Annotated in this window: 20 protein-coding genes; 17 read left to right on the forward strand and 3 right to left on the reverse strand. The window is 60.8% G+C overall.

All coding sequences use genetic code 11. The annotated features are described in order from the left end of the window. The first annotated feature begins 65 nt into the window (after window positions 1-65). From hmpA to ACZ6YA_RS05715, 13 genes are all read left to right on the forward strand, one after another. Window positions 66-1244: an NO-inducible flavohemoprotein gene (gene hmpA, locus ACZ6YA_RS05655; protein WP_465896107.1), complete on the forward strand. Its 1179-nt coding sequence runs from the start codon at window positions 66-68 to the stop codon at window positions 1242-1244. A 326-nt stretch (window positions 1245-1570) separates the two neighbouring features. Further along, window positions 1571-2077, forward strand: a complete 507-nt coding sequence (locus ACZ6YA_RS05660) for a disulfide bond formation protein B (protein ID WP_465896109.1) — start codon at window positions 1571-1573, stop codon at window positions 2075-2077. Between the two features lie 558 nt (window positions 2078-2635). Continuing rightward, window positions 2636-3580, forward strand: a complete 945-nt coding sequence (cyoA, locus tag ACZ6YA_RS05665; protein ID WP_465896111.1) for a ubiquinol oxidase subunit II — start codon at window positions 2636-2638, stop codon at window positions 3578-3580. Window positions 3581-3583: 3 nt separating this feature from the next. Continuing rightward, complete coding sequence (gene cyoB / locus ACZ6YA_RS05670) at window positions 3584-5602, forward strand: cytochrome o ubiquinol oxidase subunit I (protein WP_465896112.1); 2019 nt, start codon at window positions 3584-3586, stop codon at window positions 5600-5602. A 3-nt stretch (window positions 5603-5605) separates the two neighbouring features. After that, the gene (locus tag ACZ6YA_RS05675) at window positions 5606-6229 is read left to right on the forward strand and encodes a cytochrome o ubiquinol oxidase subunit III (RefSeq protein WP_465896113.1); all 624 of its coding nucleotides are present in this window, start codon (window positions 5606-5608) and stop codon (window positions 6227-6229) included. After that, entirely contained in the window at window positions 6229-6561 is a 333-nt protein-coding gene (cyoD, locus tag ACZ6YA_RS05680; RefSeq protein ID WP_465896114.1) for a cytochrome o ubiquinol oxidase subunit IV, read from the forward strand. The genes ACZ6YA_RS05675 and cyoD overlap by 1 nt, the downstream gene beginning before the upstream one ends. Window positions 6562-6572: 11 nt before the next feature. Next, window positions 6573-7460: a heme o synthase gene (cyoE, locus tag ACZ6YA_RS05685; protein WP_400797569.1), complete on the forward strand. Its 888-nt coding sequence runs from the start codon at window positions 6573-6575 to the stop codon at window positions 7458-7460. A gap of 336 nt (window positions 7461-7796) precedes the next feature. Continuing rightward, entirely contained in the window at window positions 7797-9005 is a 1209-nt protein-coding gene (alaC, locus tag ACZ6YA_RS05690) for an alanine transaminase (protein WP_465896116.1), read from the forward strand. Window positions 9006-9154: 149 nt separating this feature from the next. Next, window positions 9155-10249, forward strand: coding sequence for a hypothetical protein (locus ACZ6YA_RS05695; RefSeq protein ID WP_465896117.1), 1095 nt, complete (start codon window positions 9155-9157; stop codon window positions 10247-10249). A gap of 132 nt (window positions 10250-10381) precedes the next feature. Beyond that, the gene (locus ACZ6YA_RS05700) at window positions 10382-10765 is read left to right on the forward strand and encodes a YkgJ family cysteine cluster protein (RefSeq protein ID WP_465896118.1); all 384 of its coding nucleotides are present in this window, start codon (window positions 10382-10384) and stop codon (window positions 10763-10765) included. Between the two features lie 97 nt (window positions 10766-10862). Beyond that, entirely contained in the window at window positions 10863-11426 is a 564-nt protein-coding gene (locus ACZ6YA_RS05705) for a GNAT family N-acetyltransferase (protein WP_465896119.1), read from the forward strand. After that, a complete protein-coding gene (locus tag ACZ6YA_RS05710; RefSeq protein ID WP_465896120.1) occupies window positions 11423-11962 on the forward strand; it encodes a hypothetical protein in 540 nt (179 codons plus the stop codon). The genes ACZ6YA_RS05705 and ACZ6YA_RS05710 overlap by 4 nt, the downstream gene beginning before the upstream one ends. A 20-nt stretch (window positions 11963-11982) precedes the next feature. Next, on the forward strand, window positions 11983-12369 hold the full coding sequence (locus ACZ6YA_RS05715) for a lysozyme inhibitor LprI family protein (RefSeq protein WP_465896121.1): 387 nt from the start codon (window positions 11983-11985) through the stop codon (window positions 12367-12369). 35 nt (window positions 12370-12404) lie between these two features. Here ACZ6YA_RS05715 and mnmH read toward each other — a convergent pair whose 3' ends face one another. Together mnmH and selD are read right to left on the reverse strand one after the other, a co-directional pair. Next, window positions 12405-13502: a tRNA 2-selenouridine(34) synthase MnmH gene (gene mnmH / locus ACZ6YA_RS05720; protein ID WP_465896123.1), complete on the reverse strand. Its 1098-nt coding sequence runs from the start codon at window positions 13500-13502 to the stop codon at window positions 12405-12407. Continuing rightward, window positions 13502-14536, reverse strand: a complete 1035-nt coding sequence (selD, locus tag ACZ6YA_RS05725) for a selenide, water dikinase SelD (RefSeq protein WP_465896126.1) — start codon at window positions 14534-14536, stop codon at window positions 13502-13504. The genes mnmH and selD overlap by 1 nt, the downstream gene beginning before the upstream one ends. A gap of 127 nt (window positions 14537-14663) precedes the next feature. On the opposite strand from selD, the gene ACZ6YA_RS05730 reads away from it, so the two are divergent. From ACZ6YA_RS05730 to phnE, 4 genes are read left to right on the forward strand one after another with little or no spacing between them, the layout of a single operon-like run. Beyond that, window positions 14664-15518, forward strand: a complete 855-nt coding sequence (locus ACZ6YA_RS05730) for a putative selenate ABC transporter substrate-binding protein (protein WP_465896128.1) — start codon at window positions 14664-14666, stop codon at window positions 15516-15518. Then, the gene (locus tag ACZ6YA_RS05735; protein WP_465896130.1) at window positions 15515-16309 is read left to right on the forward strand and encodes a phosphonate ABC transporter ATP-binding protein; all 795 of its coding nucleotides are present in this window, start codon (window positions 15515-15517) and stop codon (window positions 16307-16309) included. The genes ACZ6YA_RS05730 and ACZ6YA_RS05735 overlap by 4 nt, the downstream gene beginning before the upstream one ends. Further along, window positions 16303-17130, forward strand: coding sequence for a PhnE/PtxC family ABC transporter permease (locus ACZ6YA_RS05740; protein WP_465896132.1), 828 nt, complete (start codon window positions 16303-16305; stop codon window positions 17128-17130). Before ACZ6YA_RS05735 ends, ACZ6YA_RS05740 begins: the two co-directional genes overlap by 7 nt. Beyond that, window positions 17127-17894, forward strand: a complete 768-nt coding sequence (phnE, locus tag ACZ6YA_RS05745; RefSeq protein WP_465896134.1) for a phosphonate ABC transporter, permease protein PhnE — start codon at window positions 17127-17129, stop codon at window positions 17892-17894. Before ACZ6YA_RS05740 ends, phnE begins: the two co-directional genes overlap by 4 nt. On the opposite strand, the gene ACZ6YA_RS05750 is transcribed toward phnE, so the two are convergent. Continuing rightward, window positions 17857-18774 carry a bestrophin family protein gene (locus ACZ6YA_RS05750; RefSeq protein ID WP_465896136.1) on the reverse strand — a complete coding sequence of 306 codons (918 nt, stop codon included), beginning with the start codon at window positions 18772-18774 and terminating at the stop codon, window positions 17857-17859. The genes phnE and ACZ6YA_RS05750 overlap by 38 nt on opposite strands. Window positions 18775-18792: the final 18 nt, after the last annotated feature.

Raw genomic sequence — 18792 nt, forward strand, 5'->3', positions numbered from 1 at the left:
GTTTGGCATGGATATTGATGCTCAACCAGTAACTATTCAAAGCATCACGCTCAGGAGTCGTTGCAATGCTCAATGCCGAACAACGTGCAATCATCAAGGCCACCGTCCCGCTTTTGGAAACCGGCGGCGAAACCCTGACCACCCATTTCTACAAGCTGATGCTCAGCGAGTACCCAGAAGTACGGCCGCTGTTCAACCAGACCCACCAGGCCAGCGGCGACCAGCCGCGTGCCCTGGCCAACGGTGTACTGATGTATGCCCGGCACATCGACCAGTTGGAGCAGCTCGGTGGCTTGGTTGGCCAGATCATCAACAAGCATGTCGCCCTGCAGATCCTGCCGGAGCATTACCCGATCGTTGGCAGTTGCCTGTTGCGAGCCATCGAAGAGGTGCTAGGCAAGGAAATCGCTACCCCTGAAGTGATTGCAGCCTGGGGCGCGGCCTACGGGCAGCTGGCCGATATCCTCATCGGCGCCGAGGAAGGTCTGTATAAACAGAAGGAAGAGGCTGCTGGTGGCTGGCGCGGTAGCCGCGAATTCCGCTTGGTGCGTCGCGAAAGCGAGAGCAGCGAGATCGTTTCCTTCTACTTTGCACCGGTCGACGGCAAACCAGTGCTCAAGGCCGAACCCGGCCAGTACATAGGCCTGCAACTGTTCATCGACGGTGCCGAGCACCGCCGCAACTATTCACTGTCTGCCCTGTGCGATGGCAAAGAATACCGCATCAGCGTCAAGCGCGAGGAGGGCGGCAAGGTTTCCAGCTACCTGCATGACGCGTGCGTGGTTGGCGAAACGCTGCAACTGTTCCCGCCTTCTGGCGACTTCACCCTGGCTGCCAGCGACAAGCCGCTGGTGCTGATCAGTGGTGGTGTCGGCATCACTCCGACGCTGGCCATGCTTGAGGCTGCTCTTGAAACCCAGCGCCCGGTGCACTTTATCCACTGTGCACGCAATGGCGCGGTGCATGCGTTCCGCGATTGGGTGGATGAGTTGGCGGAGCGTCATCCGCAGCTCAAGCGCTTCTACTGCTATGCCGAGGAGGAGGGTTCGCACGGTGCCGATGCGGTGGGGCTGTTGAGCCAGGATCTGCTGGGTGAGTGGATGCCGGGTGAGCGTGATGTGGATGCGTACTTCCTGGGGCCCAAGGGCTTCATGGGGGTGATCAAGCGCCATCTGAAAGGGTTGGGCGTCCCGGAGCAGCAGTGCCGGTATGAGTTCTTCGGGCCTGCGGCAGCGCTGGAATGACCTGACCAACACGTGGTCTTCCTACTACCTATATAGAAGGAAAGGTGGAAAGGTGCCTCTGCACCTTTCACCTTTAATCCCCCTTTAATCACTGTATCCTTCACTCCCGGGTGTCGAGGGGCTTGCCCCTGCGCGGCACCCGGGCAGCCGTTTTTTTACCGGCCGACGTTGAACCGACGTTATTGCAGCCGGTCTGAAGCCAACTCCGGATAGCCCTGCGCCGTGCTGTCTCGCCGCTTCCTCGACACGCTGACAGCCAAACCTGCGTGTAGACTTGCGCCAGGCAGGCCAATCACGCTGCCCCCTATCCATCGAAGGAATCGGCAATGAACGAACAAACCTCGCGCCTCAATCGGGAACGGCGCTTTCTGGTGCTGCTGGGGGTGATCTGCCTCGCCCTGATCGGCGGGGCGTTGTACATGCAGGTGGTGCTGGGCGAGGCGCCATGCCCGCTATGCATCCTGCAGCGCTATGCCTTGCTGTTTATCACCCTATTCGCTTTCCTCGCCGCTGCGATGCCCGGGCGGCGCAGCCTGACCCTGTTCGAAGGGTTGGTGGTACTCAGCGCTATTGGCGGAATCGTTGCGGCTGGCAACCATGTGTATATACTCGCCAACCCCATGGTCAGCTGCGGCATCGACACCCTGCAGCCGATCGTTGACGACCTGCCCTTGGCCAAGCTCTGGCCGCTGGCGTTTCAGGTCGACGGCTTCTGCAGCACGCCGTACCCGCCGATTCTCGGTTTGTCATTGGCGCAATGGGCACTGGTGGCATTTGTGCTGACCGCCATCCTGGTTCCGCTGGGTATCTACCGCAACCGGCGTCGACCTTAGACATAAGTCCCGAATTCACTGTGGTCTTTTGCACCCACAGAGAGAAGGGAAAAGTCTCCACCCGCTTGACTCAGATCAACCACAACGCCTTGCACGACGCGGCTTTGAGGGCTATCAAGCGGGGTGCGACAAACTGTCGCGAAGTTGATTTATCGCCCCCTATTGTTACGCATTCTGTAAAAGACTGTTGCTCAATAAGTCATAGTCAAGGGTTGGCGACCTCACTACAATCGCCCCCAATTTCCGTTCGGCACTGCTTGCGAGTCGCAGGATTGAAGGAAGCCTCAGCGCTTTCTTTTGCTGACTTCGTCAAGTTTCGCCCAGCGGCGATACCGGGCGGATACCCCTCCGCGTTTTCCCGCACCAAATGGACTTGGTCTGAAGTACAGGCCTGTTGCCTACGAAACCATAAGCACCGCTAACACGCTTGAGCCAAGGTCCTGCAGTCGGGCCCCAGGCAGGAGCGTATTCGGGCGCGAAATGCCTCACTTGGCAGGACGAAGTGTTGGCTACCAAAACACAAATTGCATTGAAGCAAGCTGATCTAGAGGTCGTGAGATGAGTAAAAAGCGTTACCCCAGACTGTTTGGCATATTGCCCTTTTTAGGCATGCTTTTACTCAGTGGGTGCAACTGGACCCTGCTCGACCCGAAAGGTCAGGTCGGCATTGAGCAAAAGAACCTCATCCTCATCGCTACCGGCCTGATGCTGCTGGTGGTGATCCCGGTCATCATCATGACCGTGGCGTTCGCCTGGAAGTACCGTGCTTCCAACAAGGCTGCCACCTACACCCCCGACTGGTCGCACTCGACCAAGATCGAGGCCGCGGTGTGGATCATCCCGATCCTGATCATCATCGCCCTGGGTTACGTCACCTACAAATCGACCCACAAGCTGGACCCATATCGTCCGCTGGATTCCGACGTCAAGCCGATCCAGATCGACGTGGTCGCGCTGGACTGGAAGTGGCTGTTCATCTACCCGGAGCAAGGCATCGCGACGGTCAACCAGATCAACTTCCCGGCTAACACCCCGGTCAACTTCCGCGTCACCTCCGACGCCGTGATGAACTCGTTCTTCATCCCGGGCCTGGGCGGCCAGATCTACGCCATGGCGGGCATGACCACCAAGCTGCACCTGATCGCCAACGAAAATGGCCAGTTTGACGGTATCAGCGCCAACTACAGCGGTGCTGGCTTCACCGGCATGAAATTCAAGGCCAATGCGACCTCTCAGGAAGACTTCGACAAGTGGGTCGCCGAGGTCAAGCAGTCGCCATTGAAACTGGGCAAGGCCGAGTACGAAGCACTGGCCAAGCCTAGCGAATACAACCCAGTCGCGCTGTACAGCGAGGCGCCAGCGGAGCTGTTCCAGACCATCGTCGACAAGTACGAAGGCATGAACCGCGGCAAGCCGGTCCACGAAGAAGCAGGCAGCAAAGATCTGGCCACCACCACGGGTGTGGAATCGAGTACGCAACCAGCTGCCGGTGCAGAGGAGTAAGAGATGTTCGGTAAATTAAGCCTGGAGGCGATACCCTATCACGAGCCGATAGTCATGGTGACGCTTGCCATGATCGCGCTCGGTGGTATCGCTGTCGTCGGTCTTATCACCTATTTCCGCAAGTGGACCTACTTGTGGACCGAGTGGCTGACTACGGTCGACCACAAAAAGATCGGCGTGATGTACATCATCGTCGCGATGATCATGCTGCTGCGCGGCTTCGCCGACGCCATCATGATGCGTACCCAGCTGGCTGCCGCTACCGGTGGCTCCGAAGGCTACCTGCCGCCTGAACACTATGACCAGATCTTCACCGCTCACGGTGTGATCATGATCATCTTCATGGCGATGCCGTTCTTCACCGGCCTGATGAACCTGGCGGTTCCTCTGCAGATCGGTGCACGTGACGTTGCCTTCCCGTTCCTGAACTCCCTGAGCTTCTACCTGCTGCTGGCAGGCGTGCTGCTGGTCAACATCTCCCTGGGCGTCGGCGAATTCGCCAAGACCGGTTGGGTTGCCTATCCGCCGCTGGCGGGCATTCAGTACAGTCCTGGGGTGGGCGTTGACTACTACATCTGGGCGCTACAGCTATCCGGATTGGGTACGACGCTGACCGGTGTGAACTTCCTCGTCACCGTGATGAAGATGCGCGCACCTGGCATGAAACTGATGGACATGCCGATCTTCACCTGGACCTGCACCTGGGCCAACGTGCTGATCGTGGCTTCCTTCCCGATCCTGACCGCTGCACTCGCACTGCTGACTGTTGACCGTTATCTGGACTTCCACATTTTCACCAACGAGCTTGGTGGGAACCCGATGATGTACGTCAACCTGTTCTGGGCGTGGGGTCACCCTGAGGTTTACATCCTGATCCTGCCGGCCTTCGGCGTGTTCTCGGAAGTGACTTCGACCTTCTCCGGCAAGCGTCTGTTTGGCCACCACTCGATGATCTACGCATCGGGCGCCATCGCCATCCTGGGCTTCGCGGTTTGGCTGCACCACTTCTTCACCATGGGTGCCGGCGCCAGCGTCAACACCTTCTTCGGCCTGGCGACGATGCTGATCTCCATTCCGACCGGTGTGAAGTTGTTCAACTGGCTGTTCACCATGTACCAGGGCCGTGTGCGTTTCACCGCGCCAATGCTCTGGACCCTGGGCTTCATGATCACCTTCTCCATCGGTGGCATGACTGGCGTTCTGCTGGCCGTTCCAGGTGCTGACTTCGTTCTGCACAACAGCCTGTTCGTAATCGCTCACTTCCACAACGTGATCATCGGTGGTGCGGTGTTCGGCTACATTGCCGGCTTCGCCTTCTGGTTCCCGAAAGCCTTCGGTTTCACTCTGAACGAGAAGTGGGGCAAAGCTGCCTTCTGGTTCTGGATCTCGGGCTTCTACGTTGCGTTCATGCCGCTGTACGCCCTGGGCTTCATGGGCATGACCCGTCGTCTGAACCACTCCGACAACCCACTGTGGGAACCCTACCTGTACGTGGCCGTCGCCGGCGCCGTGCTGATCCTGTTCGGTATCGCTTGCCAGCTGATCCAGATCTACGTTTCGGTCCGCGACCGCAACCAGAACCTGGACGTGACCGGCGACCCATGGGGCGGCCGTACCATCGAGTGGTCCACTTCGTCGCCACCGCCGTTCTACAACTTCGCTCACATGCCTGAGAAAGTTGGCCTGGACGCCTGGCACGAAGCCAAGGAAGCCGGTGTTGCGTACAAGGTTCCGGCCAAGTACGAAGCGATCCACATGCCGAGCAACACCTCCACGGGTCTGTTCATGGGTCTGTTCCTGACCGTGTTCGGCTTCGCCTTCATCTGGCACATCTGGTGGCTGGTGGGCGCGAGCCTGTTGGCAACCATCGCAGTCTTCGTTCGCCACGCTGCACGTGACGACCAGGGCTACATGGTTCCGGCCGAAGAAGTGGCGCGCATCGAAGGCGAGCGCATGAAAGCGCTGGCCAAAGCAGGTGCTCTGCCTGCCGGCGCACGTGTCGAATCGTTTGAGCGGGTGTAATCAATGTCCAGTCAAGTAATCCACGGTGGCGCGCATGGTCATGACCATGCTCACGATGACCACCACCACGACTCGGGCCAGATGACCGTACTCGGTTTCTGGCTGTACCTGATGACCGACTGCATCCTGTTTGCGTCGCTCTTCGCCACCTACGCGGTGCTGTCCGGCGGTTTCGCCGGCGGCCCGTCGGGTCACGACATCTTCCAGCTCGACTTCGTGCTGGTTGAAACCGCGTTCCTGCTGCTGTCCTCGATCACCTTCGGCTTCGCCATGCTGAAGATGTTCGATGGCAAGAAAGCAGGTGTGCTGGGCTGGTTGGCTATCACCTTCCTGTTCGGTGCCGGCTTCATCGCGATGGAAATCTACGAGTTCCATCACCTGATCGCCGAGGGCTACGGCCCGCAGCGCAGTGGCTTCCTGTCGGCGTTCTTCGCGCTGGTCGGCACCCACGGCCTGCACGTGACCGCCGGCCTGATCTGGATGGCAATCATGATGTACCAGATCAACAAGCACGGCATCACGCCGACCGCCAAGACCCGCATGAGCTGCCTGAGCCTGTTCTGGCACTTCCTGGACGTGGTCTGGATCTGCGTATTCACCGTCGTCTACCTGCTGGGGGTTCTGTAATGGCTAACGCACACGACACTCATCACGAAGGTAATCACGGCAGCGTGAAGTCCTACATGATCGGTTTTGTACTGTCGATCATCCTGACCGCGATCCCGTTCGGCCTGGTGATGTACCCGAGCCTGCCGAAGAACCTGACCGTCCTGGTCGTGGTGGCCATGGCCGTCATCCAGGTGGTGGTGCACCTCGTGTACTTCCTGCACATGGATCGCTCGAAAGAGCAGCGCTCCAACGTGTCGACGTTCCTGTTCACCGTCATGGTGATTGCACTGCTGGTCGGCCTGTCGCTGTGGATCATGTTCAGCATCCACTTCGAAATGATGGCCAAGTGAGGTAAGACTGCATGTCCGTTAAGCACTTTATCCAAATCACCAAACCGGGGATCATTTTCGGTAACGTGCTTTCCGTGGCAGGCGGATTCTTCCTTGCCGCGAAGGGCCATGTGGACTTCGCCCTGTTCCTGGCGGTGGTGGTAGGTACTTCTCTGGTGGTGGCGTCCGGTTGTGTGTTCAACAACTGCATCGACCGTGACATCGACATCAAGATGGAACGTACCAAGAACCGCGTCATGGTCCAGGGCGGCATGTCGCTGACCCTCGCGCTGGTCTACGCCACCCTCCTTGGGGTGGCCGGCTTCAGCTTGCTGTATGTGCAGGCCAATCCGTTGTCGGCGTTCTGCGCACTCATCGGGTTCATCGTCTACGTCGGTTTCTACAGCCTCTGGCTGAAGCGCAAATCGGTGCACGGCACCTTGGTTGGCAGCCTGTCCGGTGCCATGCCTCCGGTGATCGGCTACTGCGCCGTGAGCAACAGCTTCGACCTGGCTGCAGTGACCCTGCTGGTGATGTTCAGCCTGTGGCAGATGCCGCACAGCTTTGCCATCGCGATCTTTCGCTTCAAGGATTACAGCGCCGCCAACATTCCGGTGCTGCCGGTGGCGCGCGGTATCCTCGCGGCGAAGAAGCAGATCGTGCTGTACGTGCTGGCCTTCGTGCTCGCCACCCTGATGCTCACCCTCGGCGGTTACGCCGGCCTCGGCTACATGGCCGTGGCAGCTGCCATGGGCCTGTACTGGCTGTACATGGCCTGGGGTGGCTACAAGGCCGAGGACGACAGCAAGTGGGCGCGCAAGGTGTTCGGTTTCTCCATCCTCACCGTCACTGCCCTGAGCGTGATGATGTCGGTGGACAGCCAGACGGCTGCAGACGTGCTGATGACGTACGCGCGCTGATACAGTTGCGGTAACTCGAAAAACCCGGCCTCGATGCCGGGTTTTTTTATGGGTGTTTGCCAGTGCCGGCCTTTTCGCGGGGCAAGCCCGCTCCCACAGGGATCACCACATCCCTGAAATGAGTGCAGTACTTGTGGGAGCGGGCTTGCCCCGCGAAGACGCCGGCACAAACAATGAAAATCTATAGGATTCAAAAAATAAGCCTGAAAAGTTCTATGTAACCAGGAAATTATCCTTTACACAGATACATTATCGGCACTATCTTCTGATTCAGGCCGCCACAGTGGCCAGCGTCGCTCGGACGGTTCCGGGCGCTTACGTCTTGTAGAGGAAACCATGGCCGACCAAGGTTCGCCGCGCCGCTTCGCGCGCATTGATCGTCTCCCCCCTTATGTGTTCAACATCACCGCCGAACTCAAGATGGCTGCCCGCCGCCGTGGCGAGGACATCATCGACCTGAGCATGGGCAACCCCGACGGTGCCACACCGCCGCACATCGTCGAGAAGCTGGTGCAGGTCGCCCAGCGTGAAGACACCCATGGCTACTCCACCTCGCGTGGCATCCCGCGCCTGCGCCGGGCCATTTCCAACTGGTACAAGCAACGCTACGAGGTCGACATCGACCCGGAAAGCGAAGCCATCGTCACCATCGGTTCCAAAGAGGGCCTGGCGCACTTGATGCTCGCTACCCTCGACCAGGGCGACACCGTGCTGGTGCCTAACCCGAGCTACCCGATCCATATCTACGGCGCGGTCATCGCTGGTGCCCAGGTGCGGTCGGTGCCGCTGGTACCCGGCGTGGACTTCTTCAACGAGCTCGAACGGGCGATCCGCGAATCGATCCCCAAGCCGAAGATGATGATCCTCGGCTTCCCGTCCAACCCCACCGCCCAGTGCGTGGAACTGGACTTCTTCGAGCGTGTGGTGGCCCTGGCCAAGCAATACGACGTGCTGGTGGTGCACGACCTGGCCTACGCCGATATCGTCTATGACGGCTGGAAAGCCCCGTCGATCATGCAGGTGCCGGGTGCCAAGGACATCGCCGTGGAATTCTTCACCCTGTCCAAGAGCTACAACATGGCGGGCTGGCGCATCGGCTTCATGGTCGGCAACCCCGAACTGGTCAGTGCCCTGGCGCGGATCAAGAGCTACCACGACTACGGCACCTTCACCCCGTTGCAGGTGGCGGCCATTGCCGCGCTGGAAGGCGACCAGCAGTGCGTGCGCGACATCGCCGAGCAGTATCGCCAGCGCCGCAACCTGCTGGTCAAAGGCCTGCACGAGTTGGGCTGGATGGTCGAGAACCCGAAGGCTTCGATGTACGTATGGGCCAAGATCCCTGAGCAATACGCACACTTGGGTTCCTTGGAGTTTGCCAAGAAGTTGTTGGCCGAGGCCAAGGTCTGCGTTTCGCCAGGCATCGGTTTCGGTGACTACGGCGACGACCATGTGCGCTTTGCATTGATCGAAAACCAGGACCGCATTCGTCAGGCCATTCGCGGTATCCGCCAGATGTTCCGAGCCGACGGACTAACCCGCAAGTAAGCGGAAAACGCCAGATAAAGCCGCAGGCCGTGCCTGCGGTTTTTATTTTTATGGCTTTTTAGCGGCATGTTTATGGCTGTTTTATTTCCGGCTGCCCAAGGTGGGGGCGGGTGGCTATTTTGCGCTCCCCGCCCTGACGAGTAGTGCAGATGAGTGTATTCACGGTTTACTTTTGCGGTACCAGCTCCAATCGCTTCGATCAGTTCAACCCCAAATACTGGAACGGCGAGTTGATCTCGACGCTGGCTGGCAACGATCAGGGTCGCGAGTTCGTTGACTGGATAGCAGTCGATGGCCCGGGTAGCGGCAACCTCCAGGCAGATGAGTTGTTCGTCAAGCCCGGCGGTTACTCCAAGACCGCCGGCAAATTGTTAGGGCTTGGCTGGAAGGAGAACGTTGCCCATGCGCTGCAGGTCATAAAAGGCCAGAGCACATGGCACAGGGGAACGCTTGACGAGAGCGGGTACCACAGGCTGAAAGCAGCAGGGGTACCGATCCCAGAGGCGAAAACGCATATCCTGCGTGCCGACGACTTCGGCAACCGCAAGCTGACGCCGCAGGCGCTGCAACAGCAGATGATCAAGCAGTTTCGTGCACCGCGCCCTTTGTCCTCGGTCAATCTGGTGGGCTGGAGCCGGGGCGGCATCAGTTGCCACATGCTGGCCAATGCCATGGCCGGCGACCCTGAGCTGAAGGCCGTCCCAGTGAATATCTTCGCAGTCGACCCGGTCCCTGGCCTTTTCAATATGCAGGAAAAGCGCGTAAAGCTGGCGGGTAACGTCAAGAATTACGTAGGCTTCTACTCCCGTGACGAGCGTTCTTTCGGCTTCGCCAGTGTAATTCCGACCACTGCGCAGAGTACCGAGATGTACCTATACCCGATGGCTGGGCGGCACGCCACGCTGGTTGGCAATGCGGCGCTCGATGGCAAGGGTGGCGCTAGCGCGCTGATCGAGCCTGGGTTGATCGTACGGCATACAGCTGAAGTATTCCTCGATCATTGGGGAGTGAAGCTGGCAAAGCGGCTGAACCTGGGTGACAACGAGTTGGATCGCTACATGGCGGCTATCAATCGCGATGGCGACAAGTATCGTGCCATGCGCAGCCGATCCTATACCTTGATCAACGAAGGAAGCAGCGCCGAACGCCTGATGCGCTATGGCTTGGACAGAATCGAGTTCACCCACCTGCTCGATCAACGTTTACCACTAGGCATGTCGATCAAACGGCGCCGGCCCGGCTAGGCAGGCCGGGCAAACCTGGGCAGATCAGCGGCGATATTTTTTGCTTCAACCCTCTTCTCAGCCGGCTCGGCTTAGATTACAAATGGCGCCGCGGGCCAGCCCCGATAACAACAACCTTTCCTCCGTGCCCTCATGTCCGAATATAACCCTTGCCTTGACTGCGGCGCCTGCTGCGGGTTTTTCCGTGTGTCCTTCTTCTGGGGCGAATGCCAGTCTGCCGGTGGTGTAGTGCCGGATGACTTGGTGGTGCAGATCAACCCGACCCGGGTTGCAATGATCGGCACCGATGCCAAGCCTTGCCGCTGCGTCGGCCTTCAGGGCGAGATCGGCACCGAGGTGGCGTGCACCATCTACGCCAATCGTTCCAGCCCTTGTCGCGAGTTCGAGGCATCGTGGGAGGGAGGCGTGCACAACCCCAGCTGCGATGATGCGCGCGCGGCCTACGGGATGCCACCGCTGACGCCGCCGGGGGCGAACGAGCCGCATTGGCCGGATGATGGGGCCGAGGTGGCCTGATTCGCCCTAGGCGTGACCGTCGCGCAGTCTCAAGGTGCTTGTGCACGTCGCATGACGTTAAACTGTCATCTCCCCAGCAATGGACAGGAGATCCGGTGTGACCCCACCCCGCAGTTTCCCCAGTGACCTCTGCCTCGACAGCCCCCGCTTGCAACTGCGCCCCATGCGCCACGCCGATGCCGGGCAATGGCTGACGATCATGGCTGACCCAGAGGTCATGCGTTACTGGCACCATGCGCCCTGGCAGGATCTGGCCGAGGCCGAAAGCGCCCTGGCGGCCGACCGGGAAGCCTACGCCAATGGCGACCAGCTCAAGCTGGGCATGTACCGCCGCGACAATGGCGAGTTGATCGGCATGGTCCAGCTGTTCAACATCGACGAGGTCTCTCGCCGTGGTGAGATCGGCTACTGCCTGGCCAGCGCAGTGCAGGGCAGGGGCTACATGGACGAAGCATTGACCTGCTTCATCGATTACCTGGCCCATACCCTTCACATGCGCCGCCTGGAGGGTGAGATCGACCCGCGCAACCAGGGCTCGGCGCGCACGCTCGAACGCCAGGGCTTCGTCCTCGAAGGCACGCTGCGCGCACGCTGGTGTGTGGCGGGCGAATTGTCCGATTCGGGCCTTTATGGCCTGTTGCTCGAGCCACCGGTGGCATGACGGCTTTCTACCTCACCTTCAGCCTCGCCCTGTACCTGCTCGGCCTGTGCTTCGACGGCGCGCTGATGAGCGCCGGTCGGCACATGCCGGCGTTGCAAATGTTGCTGTACGGGCCCTGGGGTATTCCGTTCGGGTTGTTTCAATGGTTTGCCAACCCGTTGCTGGCGGTGGCGATTCTGGCCCATCGGCGCTTGCGCCGCCTGGCCCTCGTGGCGGGCTTGGCTGCGCTGTATCTGGCGGCCAGCAGTTTTGGCATCGAGCGGCTGCCGGACAATATCAGTTATGAGTTCCAGGATCGCACGGGCTTTGGTGCCGGTTTCTACCTATGGTTGGCGTCCATGGTGGTGTTTTGCATGGGCCAGGCGTGGCATGTTTACAGAGCTCGCAGCGCCGAGGACATGCCAGGTTGGCGCTGGCTCGACGTGGCACTGATCGCGGGCCTTGCACTGGCGTTGTATGCGGCCACGCAAATGCCATCGCTGCGCTTTGAACCGGGCAAGGTGCTGATGCCCCCGGAGCAGCCGCAGGCGTTTTGATTTTCATCAGGAAGGTTACGATGAACAAACAGTATCTGATGGGCTTGGCCCTGGTGTGCAGCGTGCCGATCGCGATGGCTGGGGACAACTCGCCCAGCTACACCCAATGCATGGACAAGGCTTCCAGTACGGTAGCCATGAGCAGTTGCATCCAGGCCGAAACCAAGCTGCAGGATGCGCAGCTGAACAGGGTCTACAAGCAACTGATGGCCAAGCTCGAAGCGGCTGCGCAGAAGAGCCTGCGTGACGTGCAGCGGCAGTGGATTGCTTACCGCGATGGCAACTGCACGTTTCACGTACAGGCGAGTGGTGGGACGATGGCTCAGCTTGAGGGGGCGATGTGCATGATGGACATGACCCGCGAGCGTGCGGCGGAGCTGGAGCAGGTGCTCAGCCCCGGGCAGTGATCCCTGAGAGTGCGCCGCATACCCTGTGGGAGTGGCTAGTGATTTCGACTTTTGAGGTACTCCCGCACCTCGACGGCATCCCCGGCAAACTCGATCCGGTCAGCCTTGGCGTCACGCTGGTAGGCATACATCGGGTCGTAATACTCCTTCAACAACCCCTCGATCCACCCCCGGTGCAGGTCGACCGAGCCGCTTCGCTGCTGCTCATCCAACGCTTGCCGCAGAATTTCGGACAGCCGCTGAAAGCGCTCACCTCCCAGTCGCTTGTGAATGTTGGCCATGCTCTGCAGCATGCGCTCGACGAACATCCGGCGGCCCTGTTCTTCGCCATGCACTGCGACGAATTCGGCACACAGGTTGATCACATAGTCGCGCAGGATGCGCTCGACCCGGTTTTCGAAGCTGTCCTCCAGCCACACTATCGGGTATCGCTGCATGCCCTGGTACAGCGCCAGCGGGACCGTGCAGCTGCCGACGATGCGGCCCTCATCTTCCAGCACGAACTGCCCGATCCCTCGTGCGCGTTTTTTCAGCACATCAATGGCCAGCTTGTTCTCGAAGTCGATTTGCGCCGGCTGGGCAGTGGCGCGCTTGCCGAAGCTGGAGCCGCGATGGTTGGCATGGCCTTCCAGGTCGAGCACGTTGTTCAGTTGGTGCAGCACGTCGGTCTTGCCGGTGCCGGTGAGGCCCCCCAGCAAGACGAAATCACACTGTTCGACTGCCTGCTCGGTAGTTTCCAGCAGGAAGGTTCGCATGGCTTTGTAGCCGCCTTTGATGCGTGGGTAGGCGATGCCCGCTTCGTCACGCAGCCACTGCTGCGCGATCAGCGAGCGCAAGCCGCCTCTGAAGCAGTACAGATAGCCATTCGGATTGGCTCTGGCGAAGCTCGCCCAGGCCTGCAGGCGCTCACGCTTGACCGCGCCGCTGACCAACTGATGGCCGAGCGTGATGGCAGCGGCCTGGCCCTGCTGCTTGTAGCAAGTGCCGACCTTCTGCCGCTCCTGGTCAGTCATCAGTGGCAGGTTGACGACACCGGGAAAGGCGCCCTTGGCAAACTCAATGGGGGCGCGCATGTCCATCATCGGCGCGTCGTCGAGGAACAGTTGGCGGAAATCGGTGCAGTCGGGGCGCATCACTTCACCTCGACTGCGTGGCTCTGTCGCTCTAGCAGTGCGCCAATCGGCGCAAGGTCGAGGCCCAGCTCGGCTGCAACCGCGAGGAACTGCGCTTCACCTTCAGGGCTGACGGCCACGAGCAGGCCGCCGCTGGTCTGCGGGTCGCACAGCAGGTGCTTCTGCTCGTCGCTGAGCTGGCCGATCTTGTGCCCGTAGCTTTCGAAGTTGCGCAGGGTGCCGCCGGGGATGCAGCCTTCGGCCAGGTAGTACTCGACACTGGGCAAGCGAGGCACCGCAGCGTAGTCCAGGTGCGCAGTCAGGTTACTGCCCTCGGCCAGTTCGACCAGGTGGCCAAGCAGGCCGAAACCGGTCACGTCGGTCATCGCCTTGACGCCTTCGAGCTTGCCGAAGCGGCTGCCGGGGGTGTTGAGGGTGCACATCCAGTCGCGCGCCAGGCCCTGGTCCTGTTCGCGCAGCTTGGCCTTTTTCTCGGCGGTGGTGAGGATGCCAATGCCCAAGGGTTTGGTCAGGTACAGGCGGCAGCCCGCGGTGGCGGTGTCATTGCGCTTGAGGTGGCGTTTGCTGACCACGCCGGTGACGGCCAGGCCGAAGATCGGCTCGGGGGCGTCGATGGAGTGCCCGCCCGCCAAGGGAATGCCGGCTTCGCTGCACACGGCACGGCCACCACGGATCACTTCGCGGGCCACCTCAGGCGGCAATACATTGATTGGCCAGCCAAGGATGGCAATAGCCATCAGTGGGTCTCCGCCCATGGCGTAGATGTCGCTGATGGCGTTGGTGGCGGCGATGCGCCCGAAGTCATAGGGGTCATCGACGATCGGCATGAAGAAATCGGTGGTGGAGACCACGCCACGTTCGTCATCCAAGGCGTAGACCGCGGCGTCGTCGCGCGAAGCGTTACCGACCCACAGCTTAGGGTCCAGGGCCTGCGTTCCGCTCTCGGCAAGGATCACGTCCAGTACCTTGGGGGAGATCTTGCAGCCACAGCCTGCACCATGGCTGTACTGGGTCAGGCGAATCGGCTCGCTCATACGCACCTCAGGGAATCAAATTGTTGCGCGATTGTAGCAAAGCTGGCCTTTGAGCCATGCGCCCTTATACTTTCCCCGGTCGGCGCGGATCGCCGCCTATGCCCCGCTATTGAACCGGAGAACTCCCATGCTCAAACGCCCCCTGGCGCTCGCCGCCGGCCTCGTGCTGTCCTGCTGCGCCGTTGTCGCCCAGGCCGCTGATACCTTGCGGGTCAGTGCCATCCCCGACGAAGCGCCGACCGAGCTGCAGCGCAAGTTCAAGCCGCTGGGCGAGTACCTGTCCCGGCAATTGGGCATGGAGGTGAAGTTCGTACCGGTGGCCGACTACCCGGCGGTGGTCGAGTCCTTGGCCAGCGACCGCCTGGACCTCGCCTGGCTGGGGGGCTTCACCTTCGTCCAGGTGCACTTGAAAGACCCCAAGGCCACACCGCTGGTGCAGCGTGAGCAGGATGCCAAGTTCACTTCCAAGTTCATCACCGCCAACCCTGAGGTGAAGAGCCTGGCCGACCTCAAGGGCAAGTCGTTCGCCTTCGGCTCCATTTCGTCCACCTCGGGTAGCCTGATGCCGCGCTATTTCATGCTCAAGGAAGACAATATCAAGCCCGAGAGCTACTTCAGCCGCGTGGCCTATTCCGGCGCCCACGACGCCACCGTGGCCTGGGTGCAGGCCGGCAAGGTCGATGGGGGGGTGCTCAATGCCAGCGTCTGGCAGAAGTTGGTCGATGCCGGCAAGGTCGACACCAGCAAGGTCAAGGTATTCGCAACCACACCGGAGTACTTCGACTACAACTGGACCGTGCGCGGCAATATGGACCCGTCGCTGAAAGAGAAGATCAAGAAAGCCTTCCTCGATCTTGACCCGGCCAACCCCGAGCACAAGGCGATTCTCGAACTGCAGGCTGCTAGCCGTTTCATCGAGACCAAGCCTGAGAACTATGTGGGCACCGAGCAAGCCGCACGTGAGGCCGGCCTGCTCAAGTGACTATCGAGCTTAACGACGTGGGGCTGCGGCACGGCCAGATCCGTGCCCTAGATTCGGTGTCCTTGCGCATTGCCAAGGGTGAGCGGGTGGCGATCATTGGCCCTTCGGGAGCCGGTAAATCCAGCTTGTTGCACTTGATGGCGACGGCCATCGAACCGAGTGCCGGGCGCCTGCAACTGTTTGGCGAGCAACCTTGGGCGTTGTCTGCAAGGGCACGCCAGCATCTGCGCACGCGGGTTGGCCTGGTGCATCAAGCGCCGCCCTTGCCGCCCCGGCAACGGGTGGTGACGGCAGTGCTGGCCGGTCGCCTGGGGCAATGGGGCACGCTACGTAGCTTGCTAAACCTGGTGTATCCCACCGATATGCCAGGCGCGCGCGAAGTCCTGGCCGAGCTGGGGCTGGCCGAAAAACTGTTCGTCCAGTGCGGGCAGTTGTCCGGTGGGCAACTGCAGCGGGTTGGCATTGCCCGGGCGTTGTATCAGCGGCCCGAAGTGCTGCTGACTGATGAGCCTGTTTCGGCCATGGATCCGGTGCTGGCCGACCACAGCCTGGCGTTGCTCAACCGTCATGCCCTGGCCAATGAAGTCACGCTGGTGGCCAGCCTGCATGCAGTAGAGCTTGCGCTGGGGTATTTCCCACGGGTGATCGGCATTCGTGAGGGCCAGATTGTGTTTGATTGCGCGGCAGAGGCTGTGAGCGATGAGATGCTGGACGCTTTGTACGCCAACGAGCAACTTGTTCCGCAGCCGGTGCAAGAGCCGGCATTGACCGTACAGATTCCTCGATGCTGAGGGCCCATGAGCGTGATCCGGCCGCGCTGCCTCGTCTGATGTTCACGCTGCTTGCCTTGGCGCTGCTCTGGCCAGGGTTGCAGTTGAGCGAGCTGAACCCAGGTGTGCTGCTGCATGCGGAAAACCGTCAACAGATTGCCGCGTTTACCAGCGCCTTCTGGCCGCCGGCGCATGATGCCGAGTTCCTCAAACTGCTCTTTGACGCCACGCTGCAGACCTTGGCTGTCGCCACTACCGGTATGGCTTTTGCGCTGCTGTTGGCAATACCAACCAGTCTGCTGGCCAGCCGCGCTCTTTCGCTGCGCGCAGCATCGCGTGGTGGTCGTGCCGGGGTTTGGTCGCGTCTGCTGCGGATGCCGGTGCGCGGTGTGCTGATCTTCCTGCGCAGTGTCCCAGAGATCGTCTGGGCATTGCTGTTCGTGCGGGCTGTGGGCCTGGGGCCGACTGCCGGGGTATTGGCTATCGCCATCACCTACAGCGGTATGCTCGGCAAGGTGTATGCGGAGATTTTCGAATCGGTCGATCAGCGCCCGGCGCATGCGCTGCTGCAGGCGGGCAGCGGCCGGCTGGTGGCATTCTTCTATGGCATTCTGCCGAGCGCGGTGGCGGAAGTGGTGTCGTACACCGTCTACCGCTGGGAATGCGCGATACGCGCTTCGGTGGTGATGGGCTTTGTCGGTGCTGGCGGCCTCGGGCAGCAGATTGACCTGTCCATGCGCATGTTCGCGGGCGGCGAGGTGGCAAGCATCCTGCTCGCCTTCTTCGCGCTGGTGCTGCTCGCTGACCTGCTCAGCCGTTTCCTGCGGGGGAGGCTGGCATGAATCGGGTGGTCAATTTGCTGGTCTTAGGCGCCATCGTCGCTGCCGTGGTCGCTTCGTTCGGTTATCTGGAGTTGGACCTGAAGGCGCTGGTCGGTAATGGCGGGCTGGGGCAGATGGCAGCGTATGCCGGGCGTTTCCTGCACCCGGACCTGTCAGCCGAGCACCTGCAGGCAGTGACGCGTGGTGCCCTGGAAACCCTGGCCATGTCGGGTCTGGGGACGTTGCTGGCAATGGCGTTGGGCATGTTCCTGGCGTTGCCTGCGGCGGGGCATTTTGGCTGGCCGCTGCAGTCTGCGGCGCGCTTGTTGCTCAATGCCTTGCGGGCGATTCCGGAGCTGGTGTGGGCGGCGTTGACCGTGCTGGCGGCAGGGCTCGGCCCCAATGCCGGTACGCTTGCGCTGGCGCTGCACACGGCCGGGGTGCTGGGGCGATTGTTCGCAGAAGCGCTGGAGAACGCCCCGGCAGAGCCAGCCGCAGCAATTCGCTTGCAGGGTGGCGGGCAGGTCGCCGCCTTCTGCTTCGGCACTTTGCCCAACCTCTGGCCGCAGTTGCTGGCCTACAGCCTTTACCGCTGGGAAAACAACATCCGCATGGCCAGCGTGCTTGGCTTTGTCGGGGCAGGGGGGCTTGGGCAACTGCTGTACACCACGCTGAGCCTGTTCCAGGAGGCGCAGGCCAGCACCGTGATCATTGCGATGCTGGTGCTGGTGCTACTGGTGGATGCGTTCAGTGATGTGCTGCGCCAGCGGTATGTGCGGGCCTGACCGCGTCGCACTGCGCCTCGCGCTGCATCGACTCCAGGTTGCGCTCGATGGTCTCGCAGATGGTGTCCATCTGGATCTGGTGCTCGCTAAAGCGGAACGGGCTCTGCAGGTCGGTGCCGATCCGCTCGATGGCCAGCAGCATGAACCCCACTACGGTCGAGGCCAGCGGTGTGAACCAACCCAGTGACTCGACCAAGCCAATCGGCACGATCAGGCAGAATAGCGTGATGAACAGCCGTGGAAAGTACACGTAAGGGTAGGGCAGCGGCGTATTGGCGATACGCTCCATGCCGCCCTGAGCGTTGGACAGATCGACCAGCGTCGACTCCAGCCGTGCCAGGCGAATGCTGTCCAGCCGGCCGGCTTGATACTCACGCGCCAGCAGCGCTGCAGAGCCACTGAGAATATCGTTGGCGAAGTTGTTCGACCGATTACGCCGCTCGAACTCGCCCGGCGGGATGAACGCTATCAGCTCATCCGGGCAAGGCTCGCCCTTGAGGTGTGCAGCCAGGCAATTCACATAGGCGATATGCCGACGCAGCAATGTGGCCTTGACCGGGTTCAGCTCATGATCCGGGTCGTCGATCAGGGTCAGCGTCTGCCGAGCGAAGCTGCGAGAGCTATTCACCAGTGCGCCCCATAGCGTGCGCGCCTCCCACCAGCGGTTGTAGGCGCTGCTGTTGCGAAAACTCACCAGCACCACCAGCGCCGAACCCAGCAAGGTCAGCGGGATCAGCGGCAGGCTGAACTTGCTGTTGAAGAACAGCATGAAATCGATGGTGACCAATACATCCCAGATCAACAGCCAGAACAGCGACCAGCCGATGTAGCCGAAGGTCTTTACAACCAGGCGGTACTTGCGGGCGATGAGGTCTTTCACGCGGGGTGCCTCGAAAGG

Source organism: Pseudomonas sp. NPDC090752, from assembly GCF_055584805.1.

Excerpts from the sequence above, each read along its gene's own strand:
- ACZ6YA_RS05740 (WP_465896132.1), top strand. The coding sequence starts at position 16,303 with ATGCTGAGGGCCCATGAGCGTGATCCGGCCGCGCTGCCTCGTCTGATG.
- ACZ6YA_RS05695 (WP_465896117.1), top strand. The coding sequence starts at position 9,155 with ATGAGTGTATTCACGGTTTACTTTTGCGGTACCAGCTCCAATCGCTTC.
- ACZ6YA_RS05660 (WP_465896109.1), top strand. The coding sequence starts at position 1,571 with ATGAACGAACAAACCTCGCGCCTCAATCGGGAACGGCGCTTTCTGGTG.
- ACZ6YA_RS05700 (WP_465896118.1), top strand. The coding sequence starts at position 10,382 with ATGTCCGAATATAACCCTTGCCTTGACTGCGGCGCCTGCTGCGGGTTT.
- ACZ6YA_RS05675 (WP_465896113.1), top strand. The coding sequence starts at position 5,606 with ATGTCCAGTCAAGTAATCCACGGTGGCGCGCATGGTCATGACCATGCT.
- ACZ6YA_RS05710 (WP_465896120.1), top strand. The coding sequence starts at position 11,423 with ATGACGGCTTTCTACCTCACCTTCAGCCTCGCCCTGTACCTGCTCGGC.
- cyoE (WP_400797569.1), top strand. The coding sequence starts at position 6,573 with ATGTCCGTTAAGCACTTTATCCAAATCACCAAACCGGGGATCATTTTC.
- hmpA (WP_465896107.1), top strand. The coding sequence starts at position 66 with ATGCTCAATGCCGAACAACGTGCAATCATCAAGGCCACCGTCCCGCTT.
- ACZ6YA_RS05730 (WP_465896128.1), top strand. The coding sequence starts at position 14,664 with ATGCTCAAACGCCCCCTGGCGCTCGCCGCCGGCCTCGTGCTGTCCTGC.
- alaC (WP_465896116.1), top strand. The coding sequence starts at position 7,797 with ATGGCCGACCAAGGTTCGCCGCGCCGCTTCGCGCGCATTGATCGTCTC.
- cyoB (WP_465896112.1), top strand. The coding sequence starts at position 3,584 with ATGTTCGGTAAATTAAGCCTGGAGGCGATACCCTATCACGAGCCGATA.
- cyoD (WP_465896114.1), top strand. The coding sequence starts at position 6,229 with ATGGCTAACGCACACGACACTCATCACGAAGGTAATCACGGCAGCGTG.
- ACZ6YA_RS05715 (WP_465896121.1), top strand. The coding sequence starts at position 11,983 with ATGAACAAACAGTATCTGATGGGCTTGGCCCTGGTGTGCAGCGTGCCG.
- selD (WP_465896126.1), bottom strand. The coding sequence starts at position 14,536 with ATGAGCGAGCCGATTCGCCTGACCCAGTACAGCCATGGTGCAGGCTGT.
- phnE (WP_465896134.1), top strand. The coding sequence starts at position 17,127 with ATGAATCGGGTGGTCAATTTGCTGGTCTTAGGCGCCATCGTCGCTGCC.
- cyoA (WP_465896111.1), top strand. The coding sequence starts at position 2,636 with ATGAGTAAAAAGCGTTACCCCAGACTGTTTGGCATATTGCCCTTTTTA.
- mnmH (WP_465896123.1), bottom strand. The coding sequence starts at position 13,502 with ATGCGCCCCGACTGCACCGATTTCCGCCAACTGTTCCTCGACGACGCG.